This is a genomic window from Runella rosea (assembly GCF_003325355.1).
In the GTDB taxonomy this organism is placed as follows: domain Bacteria; phylum Bacteroidota; class Bacteroidia; order Cytophagales; family Spirosomataceae; genus Runella; species Runella rosea.
Map to the genome: position 1 here is coordinate 833,538 of NZ_CP030850.1, position 24,763 is coordinate 858,300.

At 44.1% G+C, this 24,763-nt stretch carries 19 protein-coding genes and 1 tRNA gene; 10 read left to right on the plus strand and 10 right to left on the minus strand.

What is annotated here, in order from left to right; genetic code table 11:
* Positions 1-21: 21 nt before the first annotated feature.
* From DR864_RS03610 to DR864_RS03630, 5 genes are all read right to left on the minus strand, one after another.
* On the minus strand, positions 22-1,314 hold the full coding sequence (locus tag DR864_RS03610; RefSeq protein ID WP_114065670.1) for a bifunctional folylpolyglutamate synthase/dihydrofolate synthase: 1,293 nt from the start codon (positions 1,312-1,314) through the stop codon (positions 22-24).
* A 98-nt stretch (positions 1,315-1,412) separates the two neighbouring features.
* Complete coding sequence (locus DR864_RS03615; RefSeq protein WP_114065671.1) at positions 1,413-2,339, minus strand: hypothetical protein; 927 nt, start codon at positions 2,337-2,339, stop codon at positions 1,413-1,415.
* A gap of 111 nt (positions 2,340-2,450) precedes the next feature.
* Positions 2,451-3,572 (minus strand): HU domain-containing protein, encoded by a 1,122-nt coding sequence (locus tag DR864_RS03620; RefSeq protein WP_114065672.1) that lies wholly within the window; start codon positions 3,570-3,572, stop codon positions 2,451-2,453.
* Positions 3,573-3,727: 155 nt separating this feature from the next.
* On the minus strand, positions 3,728-5,392 hold the full coding sequence (locus tag DR864_RS03625; protein WP_114065673.1) for a TonB-dependent receptor: 1,665 nt from the start codon (positions 5,390-5,392) through the stop codon (positions 3,728-3,730).
* 50 nt (positions 5,393-5,442) lie between these two features.
* On the minus strand, positions 5,443-8,460 hold the full coding sequence (locus DR864_RS03630) for a tetratricopeptide repeat protein (protein ID WP_114065674.1): 3,018 nt from the start codon (positions 8,458-8,460) through the stop codon (positions 5,443-5,445).
* Between the two features lie 451 nt (positions 8,461-8,911).
* Between DR864_RS03630 and rpsT the strand changes: the two genes are divergently transcribed.
* The 4 genes from rpsT to DR864_RS03650 all read left to right on the plus strand — a co-directional run bounded on the left by rpsT (position 8,912) and on the right by DR864_RS03650 (position 12,522).
* Positions 8,912-9,175 carry a 30S ribosomal protein S20 gene (rpsT, locus tag DR864_RS03635; RefSeq protein ID WP_114065675.1) on the plus strand — a complete coding sequence of 88 codons (264 nt, stop codon included), beginning with the start codon at positions 8,912-8,914 and terminating at the stop codon, positions 9,173-9,175.
* A 117-nt stretch (positions 9,176-9,292) separates the two neighbouring features.
* On the plus strand, positions 9,293-10,555 hold the full coding sequence (locus tag DR864_RS03640) for a lactonase family protein (RefSeq protein WP_114065676.1): 1,263 nt from the start codon (positions 9,293-9,295) through the stop codon (positions 10,553-10,555).
* Between the two features lie 90 nt (positions 10,556-10,645).
* Positions 10,646-11,461, plus strand: a complete 816-nt coding sequence (locus DR864_RS03645) for a purine-nucleoside phosphorylase (RefSeq protein ID WP_114065677.1) — start codon at positions 10,646-10,648, stop codon at positions 11,459-11,461.
* 521 nt (positions 11,462-11,982) lie between these two features.
* The gene (locus tag DR864_RS03650; RefSeq protein WP_114065678.1) at positions 11,983-12,522 is read left to right on the plus strand and encodes a DUF6580 family putative transport protein; all 540 of its coding nucleotides are present in this window, start codon (positions 11,983-11,985) and stop codon (positions 12,520-12,522) included.
* A 55-nt stretch (positions 12,523-12,577) separates the two neighbouring features.
* On the opposite strand, the gene DR864_RS03655 is transcribed toward DR864_RS03650, so the two are convergent.
* Entirely contained in the window at positions 12,578-13,471 is an 894-nt protein-coding gene (locus DR864_RS03655) for a 1-aminocyclopropane-1-carboxylate deaminase/D-cysteine desulfhydrase (RefSeq protein ID WP_229599512.1), read from the minus strand.
* Positions 13,472-13,547: 76 nt separating this feature from the next.
* Between DR864_RS03655 and DR864_RS03660 the strand changes: the two genes are divergently transcribed.
* Positions 13,548-14,381 carry a hypothetical protein gene (locus DR864_RS03660; protein ID WP_114065679.1) on the plus strand — a complete coding sequence of 278 codons (834 nt, stop codon included), beginning with the start codon at positions 13,548-13,550 and terminating at the stop codon, positions 14,379-14,381.
* Positions 14,382-14,461: 80 nt separating this feature from the next.
* Here the strand turns inward: DR864_RS03660 and DR864_RS03665 are convergent, their stop codons facing one another.
* A complete protein-coding gene (locus DR864_RS03665; RefSeq protein ID WP_162793539.1) occupies positions 14,462-14,878 on the minus strand; it encodes a DUF4783 domain-containing protein in 417 nt (138 codons plus the stop codon).
* A gap of 98 nt (positions 14,879-14,976) precedes the next feature.
* On the opposite strand from DR864_RS03665, the gene DR864_RS03670 reads away from it, so the two are divergent.
* Positions 14,977-15,474 carry a phosphoribosyltransferase family protein gene (locus DR864_RS03670; protein WP_205319198.1) on the plus strand — a complete coding sequence of 166 codons (498 nt, stop codon included), beginning with the start codon at positions 14,977-14,979 and terminating at the stop codon, positions 15,472-15,474.
* Between the two features lie 84 nt (positions 15,475-15,558).
* Here DR864_RS03670 and DR864_RS03675 read toward each other — a convergent pair whose 3' ends face one another.
* The 3 genes from DR864_RS03675 to galK all read right to left on the minus strand — a co-directional run bounded on the left by DR864_RS03675 (position 15,559) and on the right by galK (position 18,894).
* The gene (locus tag DR864_RS03675) at positions 15,559-15,879 is read right to left on the minus strand and encodes a heavy metal-binding domain-containing protein (RefSeq protein WP_114065682.1); all 321 of its coding nucleotides are present in this window, start codon (positions 15,877-15,879) and stop codon (positions 15,559-15,561) included.
* 144 nt (positions 15,880-16,023) lie between these two features.
* Positions 16,024-17,664 (minus strand): glycerol-3-phosphate dehydrogenase/oxidase, encoded by a 1,641-nt coding sequence (locus DR864_RS03680; RefSeq protein WP_114065683.1) that lies wholly within the window; start codon positions 17,662-17,664, stop codon positions 16,024-16,026.
* Positions 17,665-17,724: 60 nt separating this feature from the next.
* Positions 17,725-18,894: a galactokinase gene (galK, locus tag DR864_RS03685; protein ID WP_310587560.1), complete on the minus strand. Its 1,170-nt coding sequence runs from the start codon at positions 18,892-18,894 to the stop codon at positions 17,725-17,727.
* Positions 18,895-19,026: 132 nt separating this feature from the next.
* On the opposite strand from galK, the gene DR864_RS03690 reads away from it, so the two are divergent.
* From DR864_RS03690 to DR864_RS03705, 4 genes are all read left to right on the plus strand, one after another.
* Positions 19,027-19,100 (plus strand) — tRNA-Arg (locus tag DR864_RS03690).
* Between the two features lie 253 nt (positions 19,101-19,353).
* Positions 19,354-21,108 (plus strand): tetratricopeptide repeat protein, encoded by a 1,755-nt coding sequence (locus DR864_RS03695; protein ID WP_229599513.1) that lies wholly within the window; start codon positions 19,354-19,356, stop codon positions 21,106-21,108.
* 1,043 nt (positions 21,109-22,151) lie between these two features.
* Positions 22,152-23,096 (plus strand): hypothetical protein, encoded by a 945-nt coding sequence (locus DR864_RS03700; RefSeq protein WP_114065685.1) that lies wholly within the window; start codon positions 22,152-22,154, stop codon positions 23,094-23,096.
* Between the two features lie 261 nt (positions 23,097-23,357).
* Positions 23,358-24,755, plus strand: coding sequence for an alginate export family protein (locus tag DR864_RS03705; RefSeq protein ID WP_114065686.1), 1,398 nt, complete (start codon positions 23,358-23,360; stop codon positions 24,753-24,755).
* Positions 24,756-24,763 lie beyond the last annotated feature (8 nt).

Sequence of the window (24,763 nt, forward strand, 5' to 3'; positions counted from 1 at the left end):
CAGTAATTAGGTACAGGATATTCAAATCTCAGACAGTTCAGAAACCACAAAAGTACTGCCCCCTACGTAAATAAAATCATTCGAGGAAGCATTTTGTAGTGCTGCACGCAATGCTTCGTTTACATCTCTATATCCACCACCTTTTAAGCCAACTTCATCTGCTATATAGACTAATGAATCTGAGGTCAGCGCCCTTGGGGAATCAAAGCTGCAGAAATAGAAATGGGCATTTGTTGGAAAAAGGCCCAGAACCCCTTTGACGTCTTTGTCTTTGACAAATCCCAAGATAAAATGAAGTTGGTCGAAATCATGCCTTTTGATTTGGTTAATGGTTTCGCTCAATCCGCCATAATTGTGGGCAACGTCGGCAACGACCATCGGAGATTCGCTCAATACTTGCCAACGCCCTCTGAACGAGGTAAGGGTTGTGCAATGCGCCATTCCTGATTTTACTGCATCTATTGAAATATCAAAGCCTTGCTCTTTTAATAATTCAACACTTTGCCATACCCCCGCCACATTTTTAAGCTGATAGTTCCCGACCAAATCCAGTGCTAGTGTGCATAAGGATGCCTCTTTTTTACTTTCTATTGTTAGGACCCGTTTACCTTTTTCTACCGAAAGGGTTTTGACATGGTACTGTTGGTCGGCGAAATAAATCGGTGCGTTCAATTCATCGGCTTTTTGAATAAACACGGGGGCCGTTTCGGGTTGGGTTTCCGAAATGACGACCGGGGTATGGGCCTTAATAATTCCCGCTTTTTCAAACGCAATTTTTTCAAGGGTATCTCCTAACAAATCAGTATGATCAAAACTGATATTGGTAATGACCGACAAAAGCGGAGAAATAATGTTGGTGGAATCCAAACGCCCCCCCAACCCTACTTCAATGATGGCAATATCCACGTTTTGCTGGGCAAAATAATCAAATGCCAAAGCGACACTGATTTCAAAAAAAGATGGCTCAATTCTTTCGATTAAACGCTTATGCTTTTCGACAAAGTCAACCACTACCCTTTCGTCGCACGGCTGGCCATTTATCTTAAAACGTTCGGTATAGGATTTTAAATGCGGTGACGTATGCAGGCCTACGTTATACCCTGCGGATTGAAGAATAGCCGCCAACAAATGAGAGGTACTCCCTTTTCCGTTGGTACCACCAACGTGAATGCTTTTAAACCGCGTTTGTGGGCTTCCTAACGCCTCGCAAAGCGCAATAATGTTTCCTAGGCCAGGTTTCAGCGCAGCGGCTCCTACGCGGTGAAAAACGGGCAATTTCTCGTACAAATACGCAATGGTTTCCGAATAGTTCATCACTAATTTTAAATGAAATAAAGGCAAAAATAAAGCGTCAAGAATTAACTTCCTGACGCTTTGCGCAATGTTTTAAATTATTTTACTAAATCTTATCCTTATCGAGATTTGATGTTGAACGTGATCGTGCCTTTGGAGGTAGCTGGAACATTTTCCGATTTAGGCACTAGTTTCATTCGGCTTACCGCTCGCTTGTATAAGTCTACGATTGATTGGCTCACCGTCGATTCTTTGACCCGCACGTTTACAATGTCACCCGTATCGTCAACGGTTATTTCAAAAACAATGCGGCCAGATTCATCGGAATCATCCTTCACCTGCGGGCGAGCACCCATCCCCCAACCTGAAACGTTTAGGGCCAATCCCGTTGCTGAGCCACCAGGTTTACCGTACAAACTTTTGGCGTCAATTTTCCCGTTGGGATTTCCTTGGTCTCCTACGGTTCCTGGTTTGTCTCCATTATTATTCCCCCCCGTTCCCGAGGCGGTCCCTGTGGTTCCATTACTGCCTTTTCCACTCCCTGATGACTTTTTAAACAAAGCATTCTCATCCACTTTTTTAGGTTCAGGGGCGGGTTTTGCGGGGGTAACGGGCGCTGGAGTGGTTGCTTTTGATTCGGTTTTAACGGGTTTGGTGTCTTCCTTTACTTCCACTGGACTTTCTACCTTACTCGTAACGGGAGGTTTGACGGGCGCCGTTTTAACTGGTTTCGGGGTTTCTACTTTCGTTACGGGTGGAGGCGTAACTTTGGGCGTAGGCGTTGCCTTCACTTTGGGGGTATCGTCAGATTTTTTAACATCCTCCGCCCGGGGTGAATCACTGGCTTTGTTATACGTTTGAACTTTTCCGTATCCCGCCGCGTCGGTTCCAAAGTTTACTTCTACGTATTCAATGGTTTCTACTTTAGGAATGGTTTGGTATAATTTTACAAAAAATAAAGTCACAAACAGCACCGACGTTACGATTGTTGAGCCGGCAAAGGCGACCATTTGGTGTTCGCGATCTTGGGGGCTGGTCACTAGCATTGGTAATTCTTTGATTGATTTTGTCTAATTAACGCAAAATAAAGGGAATTTGTATACTGACAAAAAAAAAGGGGCACTTAGCCCCTTTTCCTAAATTCAATAAAACATTTATTATTGACGAAATACGTAGGCATTGGCTCCCGAAAGGAGACTTACCCGCGCTAATTGTAATTTTGCTTTTTTGGAATTCTCACACCCAATCGCCGCCACAATGATTAATTTACCATCGGTGGGTTCAGGGTTAAGAATGTGGGCATTTTCGTATCCGTTACGCTGTAATTTTTGCTCAAGTTTACGGGCGTTTTCAATGTTTGAAAATCCGCCTGCAATCACCAAAAAGTCAGCTTTTTCATCCGATTTATAAGAAATTGAGGCGGGTAAATCGGTGGCAGGTTTCACTACTACTTCTTTTTTAACGACGGCGGTTTCTTTCACTTCTTTCGGTGCAACTACGACACCAGGAATAGATTCATTAGGCGTTACAGCCTCATTTTCAACGGGTAAAGCCGCTGCCTCTTGGGGTACTGAAGACTGGATTTTAACAGTGTTAGGTTTTATATCAGTTGCAAACCACGCCTTCACGGCAGGAACAAGGTCAAAAGGATTGAGGCTCGACTTCAAACTTTCGGAAGGTAACTGCGTAATACCCGCCACCAACGCACAACCTGCAATCAAAAGTCCTCCGATGTACATTCCGACGCGTGAGCGACGACGACGGGGCAACTCATACGTTAGCTCCTTAGCCGCACGGTCCGTCTCGGTCCAGTTGTAGGCATCAGCAGTTTCGGCAACTTTCAATGCGGGATCGACCTGATTGACATGGATGGATTTCAAACCGTAACTCTCGGCGTAGAAATTAACCAAGGTCAAAGGTTCAAATTGGAGTTTACCTTCCTCATTATTGGCCAGACTTCCTATGCCCTCCAACATAAAACTCCCATTCTCCTGAATGGACTGTTTGATGTCTTCCACAAATTTCCGAATTCGTTTCTGCGCTTCTTCGCGGGAGATTTGCTCATTGATGGTCAGGTAATGCGCCAATAATCCATCGTCCAATTTGAGCGCTTCGTTGAAGGCTACCCTTTTTTGGGGTGCGTGGTAAAGTGCATTTTGCTCACTGTAAAAAGCGTGGCTAAAATACACTAAAAACCCGCCTAAGTCAGGCAGAACAACACAGTCGTGTTCGAAAAGTAATTTTCGGGTATAATCCAATACCGATATCATATCTTTCATCAAACCGTTTATGGGGAATTGGGTACTAAGGTACACATTCGAAAAAAAAAAAGCAATAGTCTGAAGACGATTGCTTTTTAAATTGCAAGTGAAAGGTGGCTAATTGCTTCTTATAGAACACTCTGGCGCATCTGCCTTTGCAAAAGTTTTTTTATTTAGAACTGGAGCGATAATCCAGCTAAGAAATTAAGACCCTGCTGCGGGTAATATAAATACCGCTCGTAGCTTTTGCCCAACAAATTGTTGACAGAAGCAAAAATTGAAAAGTTACGTGTCAGCAGATAATCCACCTTCAAATTCAAATCCACAATGGGTTTCAAGGCTACGGTTTTCCCCGTCAAGAAGTTCCGATTTTTGATCCCGCCGATATAATAGGCGTCGATGGTTGCGAACATTTTTTTGCTGAAAACAAAGTGATTATTCCACGTAACCGTGGTCGTTGGACGCCCCCAAGGCTGTTCGAGACGTTTGACCCCGTAATCATAAAAATCGCCGCGAAGGGTAGAACGAACAATGTTTTGGTATTGATAGCCTACCTGGGCCGAAACCGTCAGCACGTTGATGTAATCAGCATCATACACAACGGCAAACTTGGTCGAATCAAGCCAATCGTTGTTGAATCCGTAAAAATTCTTAAACAACGCGTAAGATACTTTTCCTTCAAACTGGAACGAAGGCCCCAATTCACCTTTTAATCCGCCGTAGATGTCTCGGCTTCGTTCGGTATTGGCAATGGTCACATTGGGGGCTAACCAACGGTTTTCGCCCAATAAAGAGCGGAGCGTGTTACGACTCATATCTCCCCCGTAACCTGCAAAAATGTGTACTCCGTTGAAGGGAACGGCATCCACTTCCAACTGAGGAAATCCGACGGTACGGTTAATCTTAAGGCGGTCGTCGGTTTCGTTGACGGCTTTGAATGCCGCCGTTACCGTGAACGCATTATACGCAAATTTGAACGCTGGCTTGATGCTGAACAAGTTACGCTTAAATGTTTCGGCATCGACCCGCTGCGAAACAAATGCATCGGCGTTCAGCAACGCAAATATGTTTTCAGTAATCGGAATCGAGCCCGAGAAATTGGTTCCCCAGTCGGTTTCACCTGCATTGTAACGGTCACTCAGGCGATACAAAGAGGTTTTGAGCGCGTAGTCAATGAATTTGTTGTTGTCAATATTTTCAAATCCTACCTGAAGACCAAAGGTGTTGAGCGTTTGGCGAATGTTTGCCTTTTGAACTTCGGCGTTGGGTTGGTTGCGGTTGGCGTAAAAATAGTAATTGTCGCGGTCATAAAACAGCGTCCCCCCCAACTTGAAAGTACTGCCCAGATACTGTCCGTTGATTTTCAAGCGGTTCTCACTATTGGCCGAATTTTTCCCGTCTACGGGTCCCGTTTGATTGGAAAGATGCTTAAAATGAACATCATACCCTAAGTCTTCGGTATGGCCACCCATGAACCCTTCGCCGTACAACTTACCGTAATTGCCCCCGCCGAGTTTTACGTAATTTTGCAGGTTACCGTCTTCTTCGGGTTTCTCATTTCCGTTGACAGGCAACACATTGGGGGTCATCTTGGGGGCACCAAGGGTAAGTTTGGGCGCGCGAAATTCATAATTTAACTTTCGATCGTCCTCCTCGTTGGTAAACGGCTGCAGTTTATTGTAGAGGCGGTTGGCCGGTGGCAATTCAATTTTTTTCTTTTTTTCAATTTCAAACGTCTGACTGTCAATCTCTCCCGTTGGTTTCTGGGCAAAGGCGTCTTGTGAAAGAAGGCTATATAGTGACTGGCTGACTAAGAGCGATACGAGTATTTTTTTCATCGTTTGTCCGTTTCGATTGGGTTATTCGTTTCCTGAATGAGCGGTGAGGGTTATTGTAATGCGGCCAATTTTGCCTTGGCCAATTCAAGTGCCTGCGCATCATCGGTGTTTTCAATCACTGATTGGAGCGTTGCTTTGGCCTGATCGGGGTCTTTCAATCCAACGTATACATCGGCCAATAAAATAAAGGCCCTCACCCGCCACTTCTCATAGTCCGCAAATTGCTTATTCAATTCCATCACCGACGCCTGTGCTTCTTTGTATTTTTGCTGACGAAACAACGCCTCGGAAGCCCAATACTTCGCTTCTGCCCCAAATTCATCCTTGGAAACTGAAAGGATTTTCTTTAACTCAACATCGGCGGTCTTATAGTCTTCTTTTTCAATGTACACTTTCGCGGTTTGCATTTGTGCTTTTTTGGTCGAACCCGGAATGACGTCTCCCGCGTTAATCACCTCACGGGCAAAATACAGGGTCGAATCGTATTTCTTCATCACAAAGTAAGTATCCATCAGGCGCATCAATCCCGTAACCCGGTCGGTTTTACTGTCTGACTGCGCAAACACGACGTAATAATTACGCACGGCATTGGGATAATTCCCCTGTTGGTTTTCAATATCTCCCGCCCGTAAGGCGGCTTTGGGGGTAAAACGCTCATCTGATTCTCCAATGACCATGTTAAACAGTTTAATGGCATTAGGAAAATCATTGGAACGGTAAAAACTTTCACCCGCCAAATACCGTGCTTCCGTGGCCGAGCCGCTGTTGGGATAATCCCGGATAAAACTTTGCAAGGCTTTGAGCGCTTGGGGATACTTACCGTCGGCGTACAATCCTTTGGCCGTTTCAAATTCCAATTTTTCGGTTTCAGTACTTTGGGGATTTTTACGTTTGTAATCAGAAAGCACATCCGACATTTCCTCGGTCCGGCCTGCATTTTCAAGCGTGGACTGAAGTCCCAACAAGGCCTCTTTGGCCGCTGGAGCGTCTGAGTATTCACTCAAAATACGTTTGTAATCGCGCACGGCTTCTTCGTACACCTGAATGTTATTGTAGGCCAAAGCCCTTTTCAAAAGGGAAGGTGGAATCAGGTAGCTGCGCGGTTTGTCTTTGATCAGGCGGCTGTAAGCCCGAATGGCGGCTTGGTAGTTTGCTCGTTCCATGTCAATGTTGGCCGATTGAAAAAGGGCATCATCGGCGTACCGCGACGTCGGGAATTGCGCAATTACCTTATCGAATTGCGCCTTGGCTTCTACGTCCTTTTCCTGATACGTGAGAATCAACCCTTTCTGATACAGAGCATAATCTCGGTCTAAACGGCCTTCACTGAGCGCTTTGTCATACATGGCCATGGCCTGTGCGTAGTTCTTATCCGTCAGGTAAGAATCCGCGATTCTAATCGTGGCGTCTTCGAGGGTCTGGGGGTCGCCAACGGTTTTTCCTTTGGCAACGTATTGCTGAAAATTAGTCAGGGCAGATTTGTAGTCTTTGGTGTTGTAATAGGCGTATCCTAAAGAATAAAGGCTACGAATGCTGTAAGTAGAACCCGAATTGCTACGAACCAATTGCTGATAAATGGGAATGGCTTCGCCATAACGATTCATGGCCGAAAAAGCTTCCCCTTTTTGAAAATTAGCGGCTTGTTCAATGTCCCGGTCGAGGGGATATTTAAGGGATTTATCGAAGTTAACGATGGATTGGGCATAGCGCTCGGCGTTAAAGTCGGCAATGCCCAAATTCATGGTTTGACGCTGATAAGCGGCTTTGGTTGCATCGTCCAATTTTTTCAACTTCTCAATGTAAGCCACCGCCGCCGCACTGTTATTGGATTTGGTCAACGACAAAATGGAAAGCTTAGTGGCCTCTTCTTCGAAGCTACTATTTGGGTATTTTTTTAGAAAATCCTGTAATTCCGTAAAAGCGGCCGAATGATTATTCAGTTCAAGCTGCACCTTGGCGTGGTTGAAGGTAGATTCTTCCTGAATGTTTTTATTGAACGCCAATTTGGATGAATTATCCAGCGCCGTTAACGCCGCCTGCGGATTTTTGTTTTGTAAATGGCTGATTCCGATGACGTAAGAAGCAAACTGACCCGTTGTGTCTTTGCGGGTCGAAACGCTTTTCAATTGGTCAATGGCCCCCGTATAGTTGCCCGTACGAAAAAGAGAATGACCATACCGAAACTGAACCGGGGCCGGAGCTGCGGTTTCTCGTCCTTTCAATTGCGAGTATAAGGCGTAATTTTTAGCAGCTTCGGGATAATTGCCTTTCCCATAATACACCTCAGCGGTATAAAGTGCGACGTCATTCAGTTTCACGCCTCCCCCTTGCTGACGACGCAACAACGGCTCCGAATAGGCAATGAGTTCGTCGTAACGCTCCGCTTGGTACAGCGAAGCTACGATCCAGTTGGGAATATCAGCTTTGAACTGCGGATTTGTTTCAATGCTTTTGAAACTACGATACGCATCCATGTACTTCCCGTTTTGGTATTGAATCACCCCCGCATAATACGAGGAAGGAGCAAAATAATCGCTCGTAGGGTCGCGTTGCACTTCGGCGAAATACTGCAAGGCCGAATTGTATTGTTTTAAACTGTAATACGACAGGCCCAACTTATAGCGGGTTTCGGCAGCGGCGTAGTAATTGGCACTGCGTTCGAGTGCTTTAGTGAGGTACGTAACGGCGTTTGAATAATCGCCCCGGTCAAAGTAATACTTCCCTAAATCGCTGTAAATCACGGCCGCTTTGGGATGTTCGGGGTGGTTTCGCACAAAACGATCCACGGCCAACTCCGCTTCTGGGGCATCGGCATACAATGCGCACAAGGTCGTGTAATATTCAGCATTTACGGCTGTGTAATCATTGGTATTAAGCAAAGCAGGCCGTTTCTCTAAATAATACCTGAACTCTTGTTTGGCGGCCGAATAATTTGATTTTTCGAATAGCTCTACGCCATTGCGATAATGTACGTCGGCCTCGGTGTATCCGAGGGTATTTTGGGCATTTACCCGGATAAATAAAAGGAAACAAATGGATAGTGGAAGAACGCTGCGTCTTAAAAGCATGATGAGGGAATTAGGTTTCTTCAGTTACGCAATACTAATAAGTAATTCTGATAATTTTGCCAAAGAACGAAAAACCACGCGTAAAACGTATATAATGGCCGTTTTATCTACCAGTGTTTGAGCCAACAACAAACCCAAATTTGGGCCAATAAAGCACCGTTTTTAACCAGCGTAGTACGATCGCTTTCATTTCTGAGTTTCCGAGAAAAGACCTTACTCTCCACTATTTAATGCTCCCGAAAAATCAGCCCCAAACCGATGGGTATTAAAAGCTGTTGAACCTTCCTAAGCACGGCAACCCTATTGCAGAAGAATATGCCCCGCTTTGTAAATAGTCACAAATGATTTTCAGTCCACAAATTTCAACAAAAACTTGTTTTTTTGAATGAGAGACTGTATTTTTGCGCTCCTTTTGTAGAAATCAAGACAATATATATTTTACAATAAACCAATGGCAAATCATAAGTCAGCATTAAAGAGAATTCGGGCCAACGAAACAAAACGCCTTAGAAACCGTTACCAACACAAAACAACCCGTACCATGGTTCGCAAACTGCGCGATACCAAAGACCAGGTTGTGGCATCAGAACTTTACAAAACGGTGTCATCTATGTTGGATAAATTAGCGAAGAAAAACATCATTCATAAAAACAAAGCAGGTAACCTCAAATCGAAGTTAGCAAGATACGTTAACGGTCTTGCAGCCACTGCTTAGTTCTTTTTTGTTTTATAAAAACCTTCAAAGCGAGTAGTTTTGAAGGTTTTTTTGTATTTATGCAAAATTAACTATTGAATCAAATCGTTGTGTAACCTGAAACCACTGTAAAATTCCATGAAAAACTTGAGTGCAACATTGGGTATGGCGTTGTTGAGTGTGACTACTGCCCTGGCCCAAAAACCCACCATTGAGTTTAATGCCCGCGGTATCCTTGCGCTGTCTGACGGCGACATGGCCGCCTCGGCAAGTGTCGACGGCAAACTATTAAAACAAGTTGGCGTAAAAGATGCATTGACCGTTTATCCCCTCCCCCTTAAACTAGGTCAGGAAGTGGGCTCATCGCCCGTGCCAAACTCCGCTTTTGGCTGGACCCGCAACGCAACCATTACTTCGGATGGTCGGTATGCGTACGTGATTGAATCACGGGCCCAGACGACCGACAGTCTGAAAAGCGTAAAAAGTATTGCTGAGTTGCCCGCAGGCATTAACATGTACATCGTGGACATCTCAAACTTGGCCAAACCTTCGACCCGTAAAGTACCCGTAGGTAAAAATCCAACGGCCGTAGATATGTTGGGCAGTAACCTGTTGATTACATCAGAAGAAACGGGCAAAGAATTACGTTTATTTGAAATCGGTGCGGGCGGCCTTCCTACCCGGAACGTGCCCATCGCATTGAACCTCCAAAATGCCCGGGCAACCGACGTTACGTGGCACCCAGACGGCGAATTTGTGGCCATTACTGTCGAAGAGACCAAAGAAATATGGCTTTTCAAGGCCAAGCGTAATGCACAAAACAAAATCGCGACGTTTGAGCCCTTCGGTACACCCGCAAAAATTACGGGAAAACCTGGCCCAGGTGCATTTACACCCGATGGAACCTTATTTATTGTATCCGATTTGAAGGATGGTTCAGCTGCAAGCGAATTAACAGCCATTCAGTTTAATACAACCGCCGAAGACCCAAAAACGGCTGAACACAAAATCCTTGGTTCAACAGCCGTAGGAATCGGCGCGGAAAGCTTTAGCATCAGCCCCGACGGAACCACCATCGTTACGGCCAACAAAAACGCTTCGGCTCAGCCTTGGGAAGGCAGCGTTGGAAAAGCAACACTTTCGTTGTTAACCTTGGCAAAAGACGGAAAAATGGCAAAAGTAGCTGATTACGACTTAGACGGCATTGCCCCTGAAAGCGTCATTTTTGATAAAACAGGCGACAATTTGGCCGTTTCATTGTACGAATATTTTGACTACGGCAATCGTGATGGTGGGATTGAGTTTTTTAAAGTCACCAAAGGCGGAACCCCGGCCCTGACCAAACAACTCGCCAAAATCAGCGCCCCTAAAGGCTGCTACACCGTAAAAATCATCCCTTAATCAAGGAGATTAAAATCCTAAAAGGGAAGTCGTTTCTTGATGAAGCGGCTTCCCTTTCTTATTTTTGTTCCTTCTCATTCCCCATTTTCCATGACTTTACAACAAATACAGGAAGCCACCCAATTTCTTCAGCAACATACCCAACACTTTACGCCAACCACCGGAATCATTTTGGGTACTGGTTTGGGGGCTTTGGTACAAGATATTGACGTTGCGTATAGCATTGATTACGAAAATATCCCTCACTTTCCCGTCTCAACCGTCGAATCACACAAAGGGCGTTTACTCTTTGGGACGCTTGTCGGTAAGCAAGTGATTTGTATGCAGGGGCGCTTCCATTATTACGAAGGCTATTCAATGCAGCAGGTGACGTTTCCAATCAGGGTCATGAAATTGTTAGGAATCCAGCAATTAATCGTGTCAAATGCCGCAGGCGGACTCAATGAAAACTATCAGGTGAGCGACTTGATGATCATCAACGACCATATCAGCTTGTTTTTACCTGGAAATCCGCTCATTGGCCCCAATCTTTCCACCCTCGGTGACCGCTTTCCTGACATGAGCGAACCTTATGAAGCCAAATTTGTTGAGAAAGCGCTCCAAATTGCCCAATCCAACGGAATCCGTGCGCACGCAGGCGTGTATGTAAGTGTGACTGGACCACAGTTGGAGACCAAAGCCGAGTACCGAATGCTACGCTTACTCGGAGCTGATGCGGTAGGAATGAGCACCGTACCAGAAGTGATTGTGGCCCGCCACATGGATTTACCAGTGGTTGGTATTTCGGTCATTACAGATATGTGCATTCCTGAACAACTTGAGAAAGCTGAAATTCAGAAGATACTCGCCGCCGCTTACAAAGCAGAGCCCCACATGACCTTTATCATCAAAGAATTGCTCGCTTGATAAAGTTTTCCGACGATTGATTCTCTTCGATAAAAGCAAATGGCAGTTTATAACTGGTTATCAACTGCCATTTGCTTTCCCATCATCTTCTTATACCAAATCAGGGTTTACTTATAACCCATTGATTGACCGCAAATATTTTTTTGTAAGCTTTTCGAACAATGTTAGATTTAATTCCTTTAGCCCACTTGAATTTCAATCTACAAAGACAGCAGGACATTTTCCGTTACCACTTTTCTTTCTTATTGATTCCGTCCCAGCAAATCGTTTTCTTAGCCTCCTGACTTTAATAAGACGTACCAAAGAAAAAATACGTTATCAACCCTAAAAATCCTTAAAGTCTCTTTTTGAGACAATCTAAAGGCATTGACTTAATTTTTTCGAATTTTTATCGTTTTTTTTGACCACTTCTTGCATTTTTAAAAAATATCATTTTATCTTTACATCCAAGTTCGACATGAAGGAAGAACAAAAGGAAAATTTAACAATACGTAATATTGAGAGAACGTTTTACTACAGTCATGAATTTAAGTGTGTCGAGATTTAGTACAGTAGTTATACTTATCGTAGTAGCTGCACTTTCTCGGATAGTGCCCCATCCGTTCAATTTTACTCCTATTGGAGCAATTGCCCTATTTGGCGCTGCACAGTTTAATCGCAAACTATTTGCATTCATGATTCCAGCAGCGGCTATGCTATTAAGCGACGCTGTTATTGGTAACCCATCTCTCCCAACCTACCTTTCTTTTGCACTTATTGCCGTTTTTGGTCTAGTTTACTTGAAAAAAGTGACCGTAAGCCGCCTATTTGTTTCAAGTTTGGTAGCTTCCATCTCGTTCTTTTTAATTACAAACTTTTTTGTTTGGTTCGGAGGTAGCATGTATCCACAAACAGCGCAGGGATTAATTGCCTGTTACACCGCGGGATTGGCCTTTTACCAACAAACCTTATTTGGTAACTTATTTCTGAACACAATCATGGGAGACTTATTTTATACTTCCTTGCTCTTTGGTTCATTTTATCAAATCAATAAAATTGCTTTCAAGCCCACCGTGGCATAAAAATATTTGTTTTCATGGCTGTTAATAGGTAGACAAATAGCTCCGATCTTCGGAGCTATTTTCTTTTGCCCTGTAGCCCTCCAGAATGTAGAACTACCACTACATCTCCTGGGTTAAAATAGCCTTTTTGCACCAAATCAACGACCCCATACATCATCTTTCCTGTATAAACCTGTTCCAAAGGTATCATGGTTTCCTGCTCAAAGTCGTCGATGAACTGGTTAAGTTCTTCCGTCTCTTTTCCATACCCACCAAAATGATAGTCCGTAAAAATGTCAAGCTTTTTGTCCTGTAGCGGAACAAATGCCGCTAGGTGCGTTTCTACGTCACTCTTTTTGATTTTCAAACTTGAAAAAACCAATACTTTAGCCAGTGCGGCGGCCGATAGCAATCCTGCCGAGGTTCCACCCGTACCAAAAGCCGTACACAAATAGTCAATCGGGGCGGCAAGTTGGGACTGAATCTCTACTACCGCTTCTCCTACTCCTTTTATCGCCAATTGATTTGAGCCACCTTCGGGAAGGACGTACCAATCGCCCCCTAAATGGTTTACCAATCGCTCTTTGTCACGGTACTCGGTCCGGCTGACAAATTGCAGGTGCATTCCGCAATGAGACGCAAATTGTAAGGTTTGGTTTGAGTCGACATGAAGTTCGTCGCCCCTAATAATCCCTAGCGTTTCAAAACCCATTGCCTGACCCGCCGCCGCAACCGCCGCAATATGATTGGAATAAGCCCCTCCAAAAGTTACAAGCTGCTTCAAGCCCAACTTTTCGGCTTCCAAAAGATTGTATTTTAACTTTCTCCACTTATTCCCCGATACGAATGGGTGCAGCAAATCATCTCTTTTTATGTACACCTTAACTCCACGCTCGATGAATAAAGGCAGTTGAACGATTTGAAGGGGAGATTGGGCGGCATTTTCCCAAAATCTATCTACTCTGCTCACAATAACATTTGGTTTTATGTACATTTGTTTGTTTCGAACGCAAGTTTTAACACTTTTCACTCATCATAATACACTCATGAAAAAAATATTTTCAACCCTGTTCTTTTTAGGGGGTATGCTCAATCTTTCAGCACAAGACACCCCTACCGCCGACGCGGTCATTGATAAGTACCTTGCGGCCATTGGCGGCAAAGAAGCCATCGCTAAAATCGAGGATTTGACCATCGGAACCGCCGCCGAAACCCAGCGCGGCACGATGGAGTCTGAAATCAAGGTCAAGAAACCCAATAAATTCTCATCAGTCATGTACATGATGGGTAACGAGGTAATGCGCTCAACCAGCGACGGATCGAAAGTAGAAACCGTTTCGGGATTTGGTGGCAATACCAATAATCGGGTAGCCGAGGGCAAAGATGCCATCGCTCAGATTTTACAAAATGTTCCATTTCCTGAATTGCTCTATGCCGAATACGGCATCATAAAAACAGTTGCTGGCAAAGAAGCCGTAAATGGCAAAGACGCGTGGAAAGTAGACTTTGAAATTCCTGAAGGAAGAAAATGGAGCGAATTTTTCGACGTTGAAAGTGGCTTAAAAGTAAAAAGAATGGCCAATATGGAAGGAATGAGAGGTGGTGGCCAACGCCCGCAAGGACAACCAGGCGGGCCAGGAGCTGGACAGGGACAAGCGCCTGGTGGTCAAGACGGGCAGCGACCTGGGGGCGGGCAGCGCGGTATGGGCGGCGGTATGATGAATGTTACGTTCAGTAATTACAAAGAAATTAAGGATGGCAACGGAGTAAAAATTCCGTATACCCGCGAACAAGGCAACGGTCAGTTTTCATCGAAAGCTGAAGTGCAATCCGTAAAAGTCAATAAAGGCATTAAAGAAAGCAATTTTGTAATCAAATAAGCCATATCAAAAAAAGAAAGGGCGCTGGAATTTGGAATGTATTTTCCTGAATCCAGCGCCCTCTTTTTATTTTCGTTTTCCTACTCTTTCTTGAAATGCAGGGTATTGATTCGGTAGTCTTTTTCGGTAACTCTCATCAGAATATATACCTGAAATTTATTTCCATTGACGGCCTGATAAGTTGCGGTGCAATAACGCACTTTTGAAGCCGTACCTTGAAAACCGTACTTAAAGTCCTTTGGGGGATATTTTTTAAAGAAATTTTTCAGAATCAGCTCCGCCTGAGCCTCACCTACTCGACGGAAATCTACTCGTTCGGCATCAATCACTAATTCAAGGTTGCGCTCGAAGTGATCCGCCAACGTATGAGCATTTCCCGTTTTGATGGAGCCTTTGATAAGCTCGGCAATTTCGGCCTCTCGATTCCCAATTGATGTAAATCCACACGTTGTACCTCCAATAAGTAGCACCAAAAATATATTTCTGAAGATTTTCATGATGAATGAGCCATTTGAGTTTGATTTCAGGTAGTAGTTGGCTAAAATTGTGCCAAACTCAAATTCAATCTCAAAAAAAGCATCAACGCAAAATGTCCATGCATAAAACAATCCTTTCGTCCGACCAAACGCTCCAAAAAATCAAACGCATAGCTTTTGAAATTTATGAAAAAAATTTCGAGGAAGAAAGCGTGGTATTAGCAGGGATTAAGGGAGAAGGATACGAAATGGCGCGGTTGTTGGAAGTTTTCTTAAAAGAAATATCCCAATTGAAGGTTCATCTTATGCAAATTGACCTCAACAAAGACCATCCGCACACCAGCCCCGTTCAGTTTGATTTAGATAAACAACTACTAAGCAGAAAGGTCATCATAGTAGTCGACGATGTACTGAATACAGGGCGCACACTGGCTTACAGCCTTTCGCCCTTTCTTGGGGTATCATTAAAACGCTTGCAAGTAGCCGTGATGGTCAATCGGGCGCATCATTCATTTCCGATTTTTGCCGATTACGTGGGTTATGCACTCAGTACTACCCTAAACGAACACATACAGGTAAAACTTACTGGCGACGAAATCGGGGTGTATTTAAGCTAATTTTCATTCACTTTCGGGTAGATTTATTCTTTTACCCGAAAGTGATGAAGCCTTTTTAATGACAGAATTTCAGGCCGTTCTCTATTATTCACACACAATTGCGGTGCCGTTGGCACTGACCATAAGCATAGACCCATTGCCTCCAATGGTCTGAAAATCAAGGTCTACTCCGATAATGGCATTGGCACCTAAACGCTGAGCCTGATCAATCATTTCTTTGAGGGCAATGCTTTTGGCTTCACGCAAGCCTTGTTCATAAGCACCCGAACGCCCCCCCACAATATCACTTATTCCAGCAAAAAAATCTTTGACAAGATTAGCGCCAATAATGGCTTCACCGTTGACCAAACCAATGTACTTGGTGATTGTTTTTCCTTCAATGTTGTTGGTAGTAGTAATGAGCATCGCTGTAACGTAGAATGGTTATTTGTTGATGCAATATACGTCATATTGAAAGACTGTTACGATAGAAAACAGGAACAACGGTCTTTGTACCTTACTAGCGCATTAAATTATCCATGAACATGCATGGATTCATGGATTCTATCCTTATTCAGCAGATTTAATAAACGACTGCACCAATTGCAGGTACTCATCGATTTGCTTTTGTTTATGGGCTTGCGTCCAACCCAATTCCTGCGCCATTAGATTTGCCACCACGGGCACGGCCTCTTGGGTTGCTTCCCAATCCATGATTTCGAGGCGCATGCGCCGCGCCAATACATCACGCAGCGTACAAGCCATTTCTTCCCGAACCTGATAAATCACTTCGGCCTGAATGAAAGGGAATTTTTCTACCAAACGCTGAGACCAAACGATATTTTCTTGCGTCAGTCTGGCTACTTTGTGGGCCCGGCTTCCGTATTTTCGAATTAAATGTTTGGCAATGTCTTTGGCTAAGCGGTAGACCGTTTGAATAATCTTCCAATCTTCAAAAGCAAAGTCCTCTCCGCCCACCAGCACGTGGTCGGCCGTTAGACACGGACGCTCGGCACCGAGCAATTCACCCGCCTTATCGATGGTTTCTTTCGCCATGTACCGATAGGTCGTCCATTTACCGCCCAACAGACTCAACAAATTGGAGGATTCGTCATACTCTACTTCATGGTCGCGCACAAGTTTTTTGGTAGAATCGGATTCAGACGCCGCCAGCAACGGGCGCAAACCGCCGAAACCCGCTTTTACTTGACTCTTATCGGGGCGTTTGGCCAAATAGGGTGCCAATGTATCCAACAAAAATTCAACTTCTTTTTCTTCCAACAGGGGTTCATTCTCCAATTGAGTATAGTCGGTATCGGTGGTGCCGAGCAGTAATTGACCTTCAAAAGGGATGGCAAACACCACCCGACCATCGCTGGTTTTAGGAATCAGCATGGCGTCGTCACTTTTCAACACTTCATACGGCAGCACCACGTGAACGCCCTTACTGGGGCGAATCCGACGAGAAAGCGTTGGATTGGCTTTCAGGCGAATATGGTCCGCCATGGCCCCCGTACAATTGATAAAAAGTCTGGCTTTAATCGAAAAAGGCGGCTCAACGCCATTATCTAGCGTTGAAGTTACCACGGCGCCTTCCAATTTCCCATTAGTATCTTTTTCAAAATCAATCAGTTGTAAATGATTAGCCACCGCTACACCCGCCTCCGCCGCCGCGTGGGCAAGGCCCAGGCAATAACGAGCATCATCGAGCTGACCGTCGAAGTAAAGAACCGCACTGTGGAGTTTTTTAGCATCCAGAGAAGGCATCCGCAGCATGGTTTCTTTTTTGCTCAACCACCTGCTTTTGGGCAAAGAATCACCCTTTGCAAAAAAATCATACATCCGCAGACCGATGCTAAAATAAAGTCCTTCCCACCAACTAAACACGGGCGTCAACAAAGGCAGAGGTCGGGCAAGATGCGGGGCATTTTGTAACACAATCTGCCGCTCTTCCAGCCCATGACGCACTTGCTTCAACTGCGCAAAGTCAAGGTTTTTAAATGCCTGCTCCAAATACCGCACGCCGCCGTGAATCAATTTCGTTGATTTTGAGGAGGTTTCCGCCGCAAAATCGTTTTTCTCAATCAAGGCAACTTTGAATCCCCGAAGGGCAGCATCCAGTGCACAACCAGCTCCGCTGGCCCCACCACCAATGATACAGATATCAAACGTTTCTTTTTGCAGTCGTTGAAGGTCTTGGGTACGGTTCATGGAATTGGAAGTAAGTAATGGGAAGCGAGATAATGATATAAATAGGTATATGCGATAAAACTAAGCGACAACCCCTACGCCATCGGTAATGGTAACGACGTAAGTAGCCAAATTTCGTTGATATTGGTTGGCATACGCCAGTGACATTGATTCGATGAAACGGTCTACGGCTTCTGTTTTTACGATTGAAATCGTGCAACCGCCAAAACCACCACCCATCAATCGTGACCCAAGAACCTCCTCAACAGGCAATTGATGCGCCTGTTGTACCAAGAAATCCAATTCGTCACAACTCACCTCGTAGTCTTTGCTTAAGCCTTCGTGGGTAGCGTACATTTTTTGACCAAAAGCCGCCAAATCACCCTTTTGTAAGTCTTCACAGGCCGCCACAACCCGCGCAATCTCAGCCGTGACGTAACGACAGCGGCGGTAAACATTGTCGGGCAACGCGGCCCGATGGTCTTCAACCTGCGCCAAGGTTACATCCCGGAGGCTTTCAATGGTGGGGTAAAATTCCTTTAAAATCGCCACGCCTTCTTCACATTCAAGGCGACGGGTATTGTAGGCCGACTCGGCCAAGGTGTGTTTGACGCCCGAATTACAGAGTACTATTTTGTAATGAGACAAATCGAACGGAAAGTATTCAAAGCTCAAATCACGGCAGTCGAGACGGATAACCGCATTTTCTTGGCCGTGAATGGAGGCAAACATATCCATAATACCGCATTGAAGCCCAGCAAAGTTGTGTTCGGCGCGTTGGGCAGTCAGCGCCAACTCCAAACGGGGAACATTGAGCGCAAACATTTTACGCAGCGCAAACCCCATCCCACTCTCCACCGCCGCCGATGATGAAAGCCCTGCACCGTTGGGCACATCGCCGCCAAAGGCCACTTCAAAGCCTTTGTCAATGACGTGGCCGTTCGCCTCCAACTCGCTAACCATTCCAATCAGGTAGTTTGCCCAGCTTTTCGAAGATTTAAGGGGTTTATCGACCGAGAACTCGTACGCATCGTCCAAATCGGCCGCGTAGAGTTTGCACAGGCGGTCGGTACGGGGAGCAATGGCGAAATAAATGGCCTTGTCAATCGCGGCGGGCAATACAAACCCGTTGTTGTAATCGGTATGTTCGCCAATCAAATTGATACGGCCAGGGGCACGAACAATAAACGAAGGCTTTTTACCAAAAACGTGCACAAATGCTTCGGCAATCTTATCGGGGTAGGTATTCACGGGCACAACGATGATTTATGGGAGACAGTTGAGGCCACAAAAATAGAAAGTTTGACGGGGGATTTACAATTTTTTGCAGGATTGTTGTCAAAAACCCATAAAAGGCTTACTTTTGCGGTCAGATTTAAAAACGGTCCCATAGCTCAGTTGGATAGAGCAACAGATTTCTAATCTGTCGGTCTTTGGTTCGAGTCCAAATGGGATCACAAAAGCCTCAAAACAGTGTGTTTTGAGGCTTTTTTTGTACATATCTCAACAAAATCGAAAAATATAATGTAGAATACCCATTCCTTCTCCATCTCCCATCCTCAAAAACAAAGCCTCAAATAGTATAAAAAACGGAATAAGCATGGCTTTTTCAGGAATCATTGGTACATTTATAAGACCTTTTACCCGAAATAGTCCCCGTTACCCAACTTCTACCGCTCAAAAAACGGGAGAAACCATCTCTCTACCATAATGATGACTGCAAACAGACCTCAATGGCACCAATTGTCGGTGTGGGTTTTGCTCTACTTAGGCCTCACCTTGGCGTGTCAACCCCAAAAAGAAACCAAAGCAACCGCCGATGGTCAAACAACGGCCCAAATTATCTGCGGGACCGCACCCAGCGACAAAGCTTGGTATAGCTCGGGGCAGAAAGCGGCCCGCTTTGATAGTCTGGGCGACCTGAGTTTTCCCATCACCACCAAAAGCCCCGAGGCGCAAAAGTATTTTAATCAGGGGCTTATGTTGGCCGTTGGCTTTAATCACGCCGAAGCGGCGCGTTCGTTTTACGAAGCCATTCGGCTGGATTCAACCTGTGCAATGGGCTACTGGGGCTTTAGCTACGTGTTGGGGCCTAACTACAATGCAGGAATGGAACACGATAACTACGAGCGTGCGTATAGGGCAGTGAGGCAGGCCATTCAATTTTCGGCTAATGGCACCGACAAAGAAAAAGCTTTGATTAATGCTTTGGCCAAACGCTATCCCGCCAAACCCGTAGAAGACCGCAGGGCCTACGATGAGGCTTATTCGAAAGCAATACAAAAAGTTCATGAACAATTTCCCGACGATGCTGACATTGCGGCCCTCTACGCAGAATCGCTGATGGATTTGCATCCGTGGGATTTATGGGAGCACGACGGCCGCCCAAAACCCTGGACACCGGGCATTATTACGACTTTGGAAAAATTGCTCGTGCGCAACCCCAATCACATTGCCCTCAATCACTATTATATACACGCCGTTGAAGCCTCACGAACGCCCGAGCGCGGACTGAGGAGCGCCGCGATTCTCGGTAAAGTAGCTCCACGTTCTAGCCATCTGGTCCACATGCCCTCGCATATTTATATCCGTACGGGCAACTACCACGAAGGCTCATTGAGTAACTGGCGAGCTGTGGAAGTCGATAGTCTTTACCTGATGCAAAGCCACGCCCAAGGCGCTTTTCCGCTGTATTATTTTCCGCACAACTATCACCTATTGGTGGCCACGGCTACCCTCGAAGGCAATTATCAATGGGCCATGAAGTCGGCGCAGAAGGTGGCAGACAACACGCACAAAAAGTTGATGGCTGATCCCGCCTGGGCTACGCTTCAACATTACTATAGCGTTCCTTATCATGTGGCAATCAAATTTTCAAAATGGGATGAGCTACTCAGGATGTGTCAGTCGGATACCGTCAAGCTTAAATATCCGACCGCAATTCGCCACTACGCCCGAGGAATGGCTTTGGCGGGCAAACACCAACTTGCACAGGCGAAATCAGAACTCCAACAACTCGAAAAACAAATGGCAGACCCTGACATAGCCCAACTGACCATTGGTGGAATCAATCACATGACTGCCATCCTCAAAATAGCCCGTCAAGTCTTGAAAGCGGAAATTTTGGTGCAGGAAGGACAGCTCCCTTCGGCCATCAAATTACTACGCGAAGCCGTCGTGATGGAAGATGCCCTGAATTATCAAGAACCCCCAGATTGGTTCTTTTCGGTCCGCCATCATTTGGGCGAGGCGCTTCTAAAAGCCAAAAGTTACGATGAGGCTGCAAGTGTATTTAAGGATGATTTAGCGGTGTTTCCGCGCAATGGTTGGGCGTTGGCGGGCCTTCATCAAGCACAGAGAAATAAGGGTGTCGTTGAAGAGGCCCAAAAAACACAAACATTATTGAATGAAGCTTGGAAATGGGCCGATAAAGACTTGAAATCAAAAAGCATGAATGACTTTTAGGCTTTTTATAAGGATTGTGTCTGAAATAAAATAGGCATTTTTAATGACTAAAAACAACGTCTTAGGCTGCTTAATTATATGATTATTAGTGGCCTACTATTGTAACTTTCTAAGTTTATTATCGATAACTTAGTAGGCTGAAAATCGGCATTATTGTAATCATTTAGCGACTAATCCCGTCGATTTGTAAAGCAAAAAAATACACTCACTAAAAATGAAAGAACCCGTATGGCATTGCCACACGGGTTTCTTTAATATACTCAACGTTATGAAAATAAAATAAATTATTTCACTTATTCAAAAATAGCAAATTATACCTAAAATATAAAATAAATCTTCAACGAAATTTTTAGCTACGCCATTTGTGCCCCTATTTTGTTGATTTTCCAACGCATAGCCTATGAGTAATCACATTATTATATGCCTAATATACCCAACCCTAGGTCAAGGTTTTATACACCTTAAAAGGCAATAACTTAGGAAGACCAGACTTGATATTTCCTTACAAAAACAGTTGCTCGTTTAAAGCAAGACGGGTGCAAAATCATTGTAAAATATTCCAACCATACGATTTATTGATAATTACGATGTATTCACAGAAGCAAATGCTTCAATTGCTCATAATGGACAGACGATAATGCCCCTGTGTATGTTTCTACATTTAGTATATTGAAACATTCTGGTAGATACCAAGGATTTTTGGCACAAAAAATGCTTCGTAATGTGAGGGAGTACCTTTCAAATAATAGAAAGGAATTTATATATACCAAAAACTTATTTTATATACCTATAAGTAGATTTACACGACTGGTTCAAAAAAACAGTATGGCTAAATACCTGTCCTTAGAAAAATCCCCATTCCGTTTGTTTACCCTTGCACCTCTATAATTGAAAAGCTTTTCTTTTTAATAAACCATGTAACTCTCTCACTAACAAGACACAAACATACCTATACGGTAATTGATATACTTTTTGGCACAAAAATTGTGGCTATTTAAATGACCACTGCTTACAAAAAAACCTAAAGTAACCATCATACCCTCATGAAAATAGCCTATTACCTAAATCAAGGAAGGCAAAAAAATTTATACTGCCAGATCATTGACGATACAGAAAGGGTTTCCTTTTCATTGGGTCAAACGATTGTAGAGGAGGAATGGGATTCTTCAAAAAATGGAAGCCCGCACACTGAGTCTTACTTTACAATGCTTACAAACCTTAACCAATACCTTCTAACAAAATACAATGAATTGAAAATTACCGAAACCCAGGGCGCGCTGAAAAAGCTAAAAACAAATATCAAGACCCTAATTGATGGGGCTGGTATCGAAAGTATTTCAAATAAAATAGGTAAAAAGGCCCCGCATCAAACCATGATTCCCACAGTAAGTCAATGTGAGCTGGCTTTCCAACGCTATTCAGGGCTGAAAAAAGGAGAATTCAGGACCATAGAAAAAGATAGGAAAGTCTATTTTCGCACTAGTGATAATAGACTATACACCATTGATACCTACCAAGGACTTACCAACCGATTGTCTTCGTATGTGGAGAACCGTTCTTATGAACAGCTCAGTCAAATGACCGATGAAACCATTTGGAGCGCCACATTTGAGGGAATAAAGGTCGAAAAGCAAAGCCTTTTGGCCAAATTACAACAAGAATTAGAAATTTTTCGGCAACATTTACCCCTTGAAGAGGTTTCAAAAATAAACCATTTAGACCCGCAAAAATTTCTTGACAATTTTAACTCCTTCAAAACTAGTTACCAAGGCATAAAATTTTGCACTTCATCGGCCTGTTCGTTAGATAGAAGTATTTTGTTTCCGCTGGTAGTATTATCGCTAATAAACTGCTTCAATCCTGCTATTTTTTATGAATATTATTGCGCCATTGAGTTTAGCGGGGAAGAATGGGAAGGGATTGTCACCGATGAAAACGAAGGGGAACATCCAACCGTATTTTTTGTTAAAACGGTTGAACAATATTAAATCTAACAGTTAAGCATAATTATTGGCCCTAAAAGGGCTTAATCAGCCCTACGCCTAACCTAATTGTCGTTTTAAAATACAAAACGTAGCGGCAAATCTACTTCTTCTTGAACGAAGCTTTCGTTCATGGCTTTGGGCTTTCCATTTTTTGAAAATTTCTTTTTTTACCCAAAAAAAGGGCGTGATTAATTGCGGTTTTGTCTATACCTTTATACGTATTTCGTATGTCCTCGACCCGATAACGTTTGATAAAACTCTACCATGAACCGCTTTAGAATCACAAAAAAGCTATTGCCCTACTTTGCCTTTTTTTTTCTATTTCAAATCGCAAAAGCCCAAGAAATAAAACCCGTATTTGAAGGATACAAATTGATGCGAAGCGATGAAAATGAGGACTTTTGGCGAAAAAATAAGCCAACAAAGCCCTTGTTATACCAATTAAAACTAATTCCACTGAACCCTTCCCGTAGCATTAACTTTACAATTGGCGGCCAAATACGAACCCGTTATGAAGTTTTCCAAAACGATACATGGTCAGACAATCCAAAGCAAGACAAGGGTATCTACGGGCACCGACTTGCCCTTCATACGGGCTTTCAATTAGGCAAACACTTCCGGGTTTTCGGCGAATTATACCATGGCTTTTACGGACAAAAAGTTTTTTCTCAATACGAAAAACTAGACCTGCATCAAGCCTTGGCCGAGTTTACGTTGCCTTTGGAAACCACGCAGTTGAAGTTAATTGCTGGACGGCAAGAATTCAACTGGGGTACGGGTCGGATCGTTTCACTCCGCGAAGCGCTGAATATGCGCCGGAGTTTTGACGGAGCGAGATTAATTTCGAAATCCCATAGATTAAAAATCGAGGGGTTTTATGCCCTAGAAGTAACCCCTCAATTTGACCCTTTCAACAACAGTTCTCGTCATGCACCCAAATTTTGGGGGTTAAATTTCGCTTTTGCTTTGCCAAAAAAACTGGGCAACCTTGAGTTGTACTATTATGGTTATCAACGGATTAACGCAAAATTTCAGAATGCTTCTGGCCTTGAAACGCGCCATTCACTGGCATTTAGGGCCTCCATTGAAAACGGAAAACACTTTAATCATAACTCAGGCATTATTTATCAGTTTGGCAGCATCGACAAGTCAAGCATCAGTGCGTGGTCGTTTCAATCTGATATGCATTACATATGGAGCGAAGCCCGCTATAAACCCAATCTAGGACTCAAATTGGAGTATGTAACGGGCGATAAAAATGCCTCCGATCAACAATTAAATACGTTTAACCCCATGTTTAACAACCCGTCCTACTTTGGCTTGTTGAACAAGATGACTTCGATGAATTTAAAAGGAATACATCCTTCTTTTCAACTGAGTCTCAAGCCCACGTTGAGGGTTAAAGCAGAAGCCAATTTTTATTGGAGAGCCAACAAAAATGACGGTCTATACGCACCATCTTTAGCCAACATCAGAGCTGGAAAAAGCACGCAGGATAGTTACATCGGCACGCAGTTGGGGGCTTCATTTGAGTGGGATTTGAGTAAAAACTTCACTTTCTCCAATGAATTCGCCTATTATGTGGCGGGTAAGTACCTCGAAGATAGCGGTGGTTCGGAAAATATAACCTACAACGTAACAACCCTGAATTTTAGGTTTTAAACTCCACG

What these genes read in the sequence shown, in the direction of transcription:
- DR864_RS03640 (WP_114065676.1), top strand. Translation starts at nt 9,293, where the DNA reads ATGAAAAACTTGAGTGCAACATTGGGTATGGCGTTGTTGAGTGTGACT.
- DR864_RS03675 (WP_114065682.1), bottom strand. Translation starts at nt 15,879, where the DNA reads ATGCTCATTACTACTACCAACAACATTGAAGGAAAAACAATCACCAAG.
- rpsT (WP_114065675.1), top strand. Translation starts at nt 8,912, where the DNA reads ATGGCAAATCATAAGTCAGCATTAAAGAGAATTCGGGCCAACGAAACA.
- DR864_RS03630 (WP_114065674.1), bottom strand. Translation starts at nt 8,460, where the DNA reads ATGCTTTTAAGACGCAGCGTTCTTCCACTATCCATTTGTTTCCTTTTA.
- DR864_RS03680 (WP_114065683.1), bottom strand. Translation starts at nt 17,664, where the DNA reads ATGAACCGTACCCAAGACCTTCAACGACTGCAAAAAGAAACGTTTGAT.
- DR864_RS03650 (WP_114065678.1), top strand. Translation starts at nt 11,983, where the DNA reads ATGAATTTAAGTGTGTCGAGATTTAGTACAGTAGTTATACTTATCGTA.
- DR864_RS03615 (WP_114065671.1), bottom strand. Translation starts at nt 2,339, where the DNA reads ATGCTAGTGACCAGCCCCCAAGATCGCGAACACCAAATGGTCGCCTTT.
- DR864_RS03670 (WP_205319198.1), top strand. Translation starts at nt 14,977, where the DNA reads ATGCATAAAACAATCCTTTCGTCCGACCAAACGCTCCAAAAAATCAAA.
- DR864_RS03695 (WP_229599513.1), top strand. Translation starts at nt 19,354, where the DNA reads ATGATGACTGCAAACAGACCTCAATGGCACCAATTGTCGGTGTGGGTT.
- DR864_RS03660 (WP_114065679.1), top strand. Translation starts at nt 13,548, where the DNA reads ATGAAAAAAATATTTTCAACCCTGTTCTTTTTAGGGGGTATGCTCAAT.
- DR864_RS03705 (WP_114065686.1), top strand. Translation starts at nt 23,358, where the DNA reads ATGAACCGCTTTAGAATCACAAAAAAGCTATTGCCCTACTTTGCCTTT.
- DR864_RS03620 (WP_114065672.1), bottom strand. Translation starts at nt 3,572, where the DNA reads ATGAAAGATATGATATCGGTATTGGATTATACCCGAAAATTACTTTTC.
- DR864_RS03610 (WP_114065670.1), bottom strand. Translation starts at nt 1,314, where the DNA reads ATGAACTATTCGGAAACCATTGCGTATTTGTACGAGAAATTGCCCGTT.
- DR864_RS03700 (WP_114065685.1), top strand. Translation starts at nt 22,152, where the DNA reads ATGAAAATAGCCTATTACCTAAATCAAGGAAGGCAAAAAAATTTATAC.
- DR864_RS03625 (WP_114065673.1), bottom strand. Translation starts at nt 5,392, where the DNA reads ATGAAAAAAATACTCGTATCGCTCTTAGTCAGCCAGTCACTATATAGC.
- DR864_RS03665 (WP_162793539.1), bottom strand. Translation starts at nt 14,878, where the DNA reads ATGAAAATCTTCAGAAATATATTTTTGGTGCTACTTATTGGAGGTACA.
- DR864_RS03645 (WP_114065677.1), top strand. Translation starts at nt 10,646, where the DNA reads ATGACTTTACAACAAATACAGGAAGCCACCCAATTTCTTCAGCAACAT.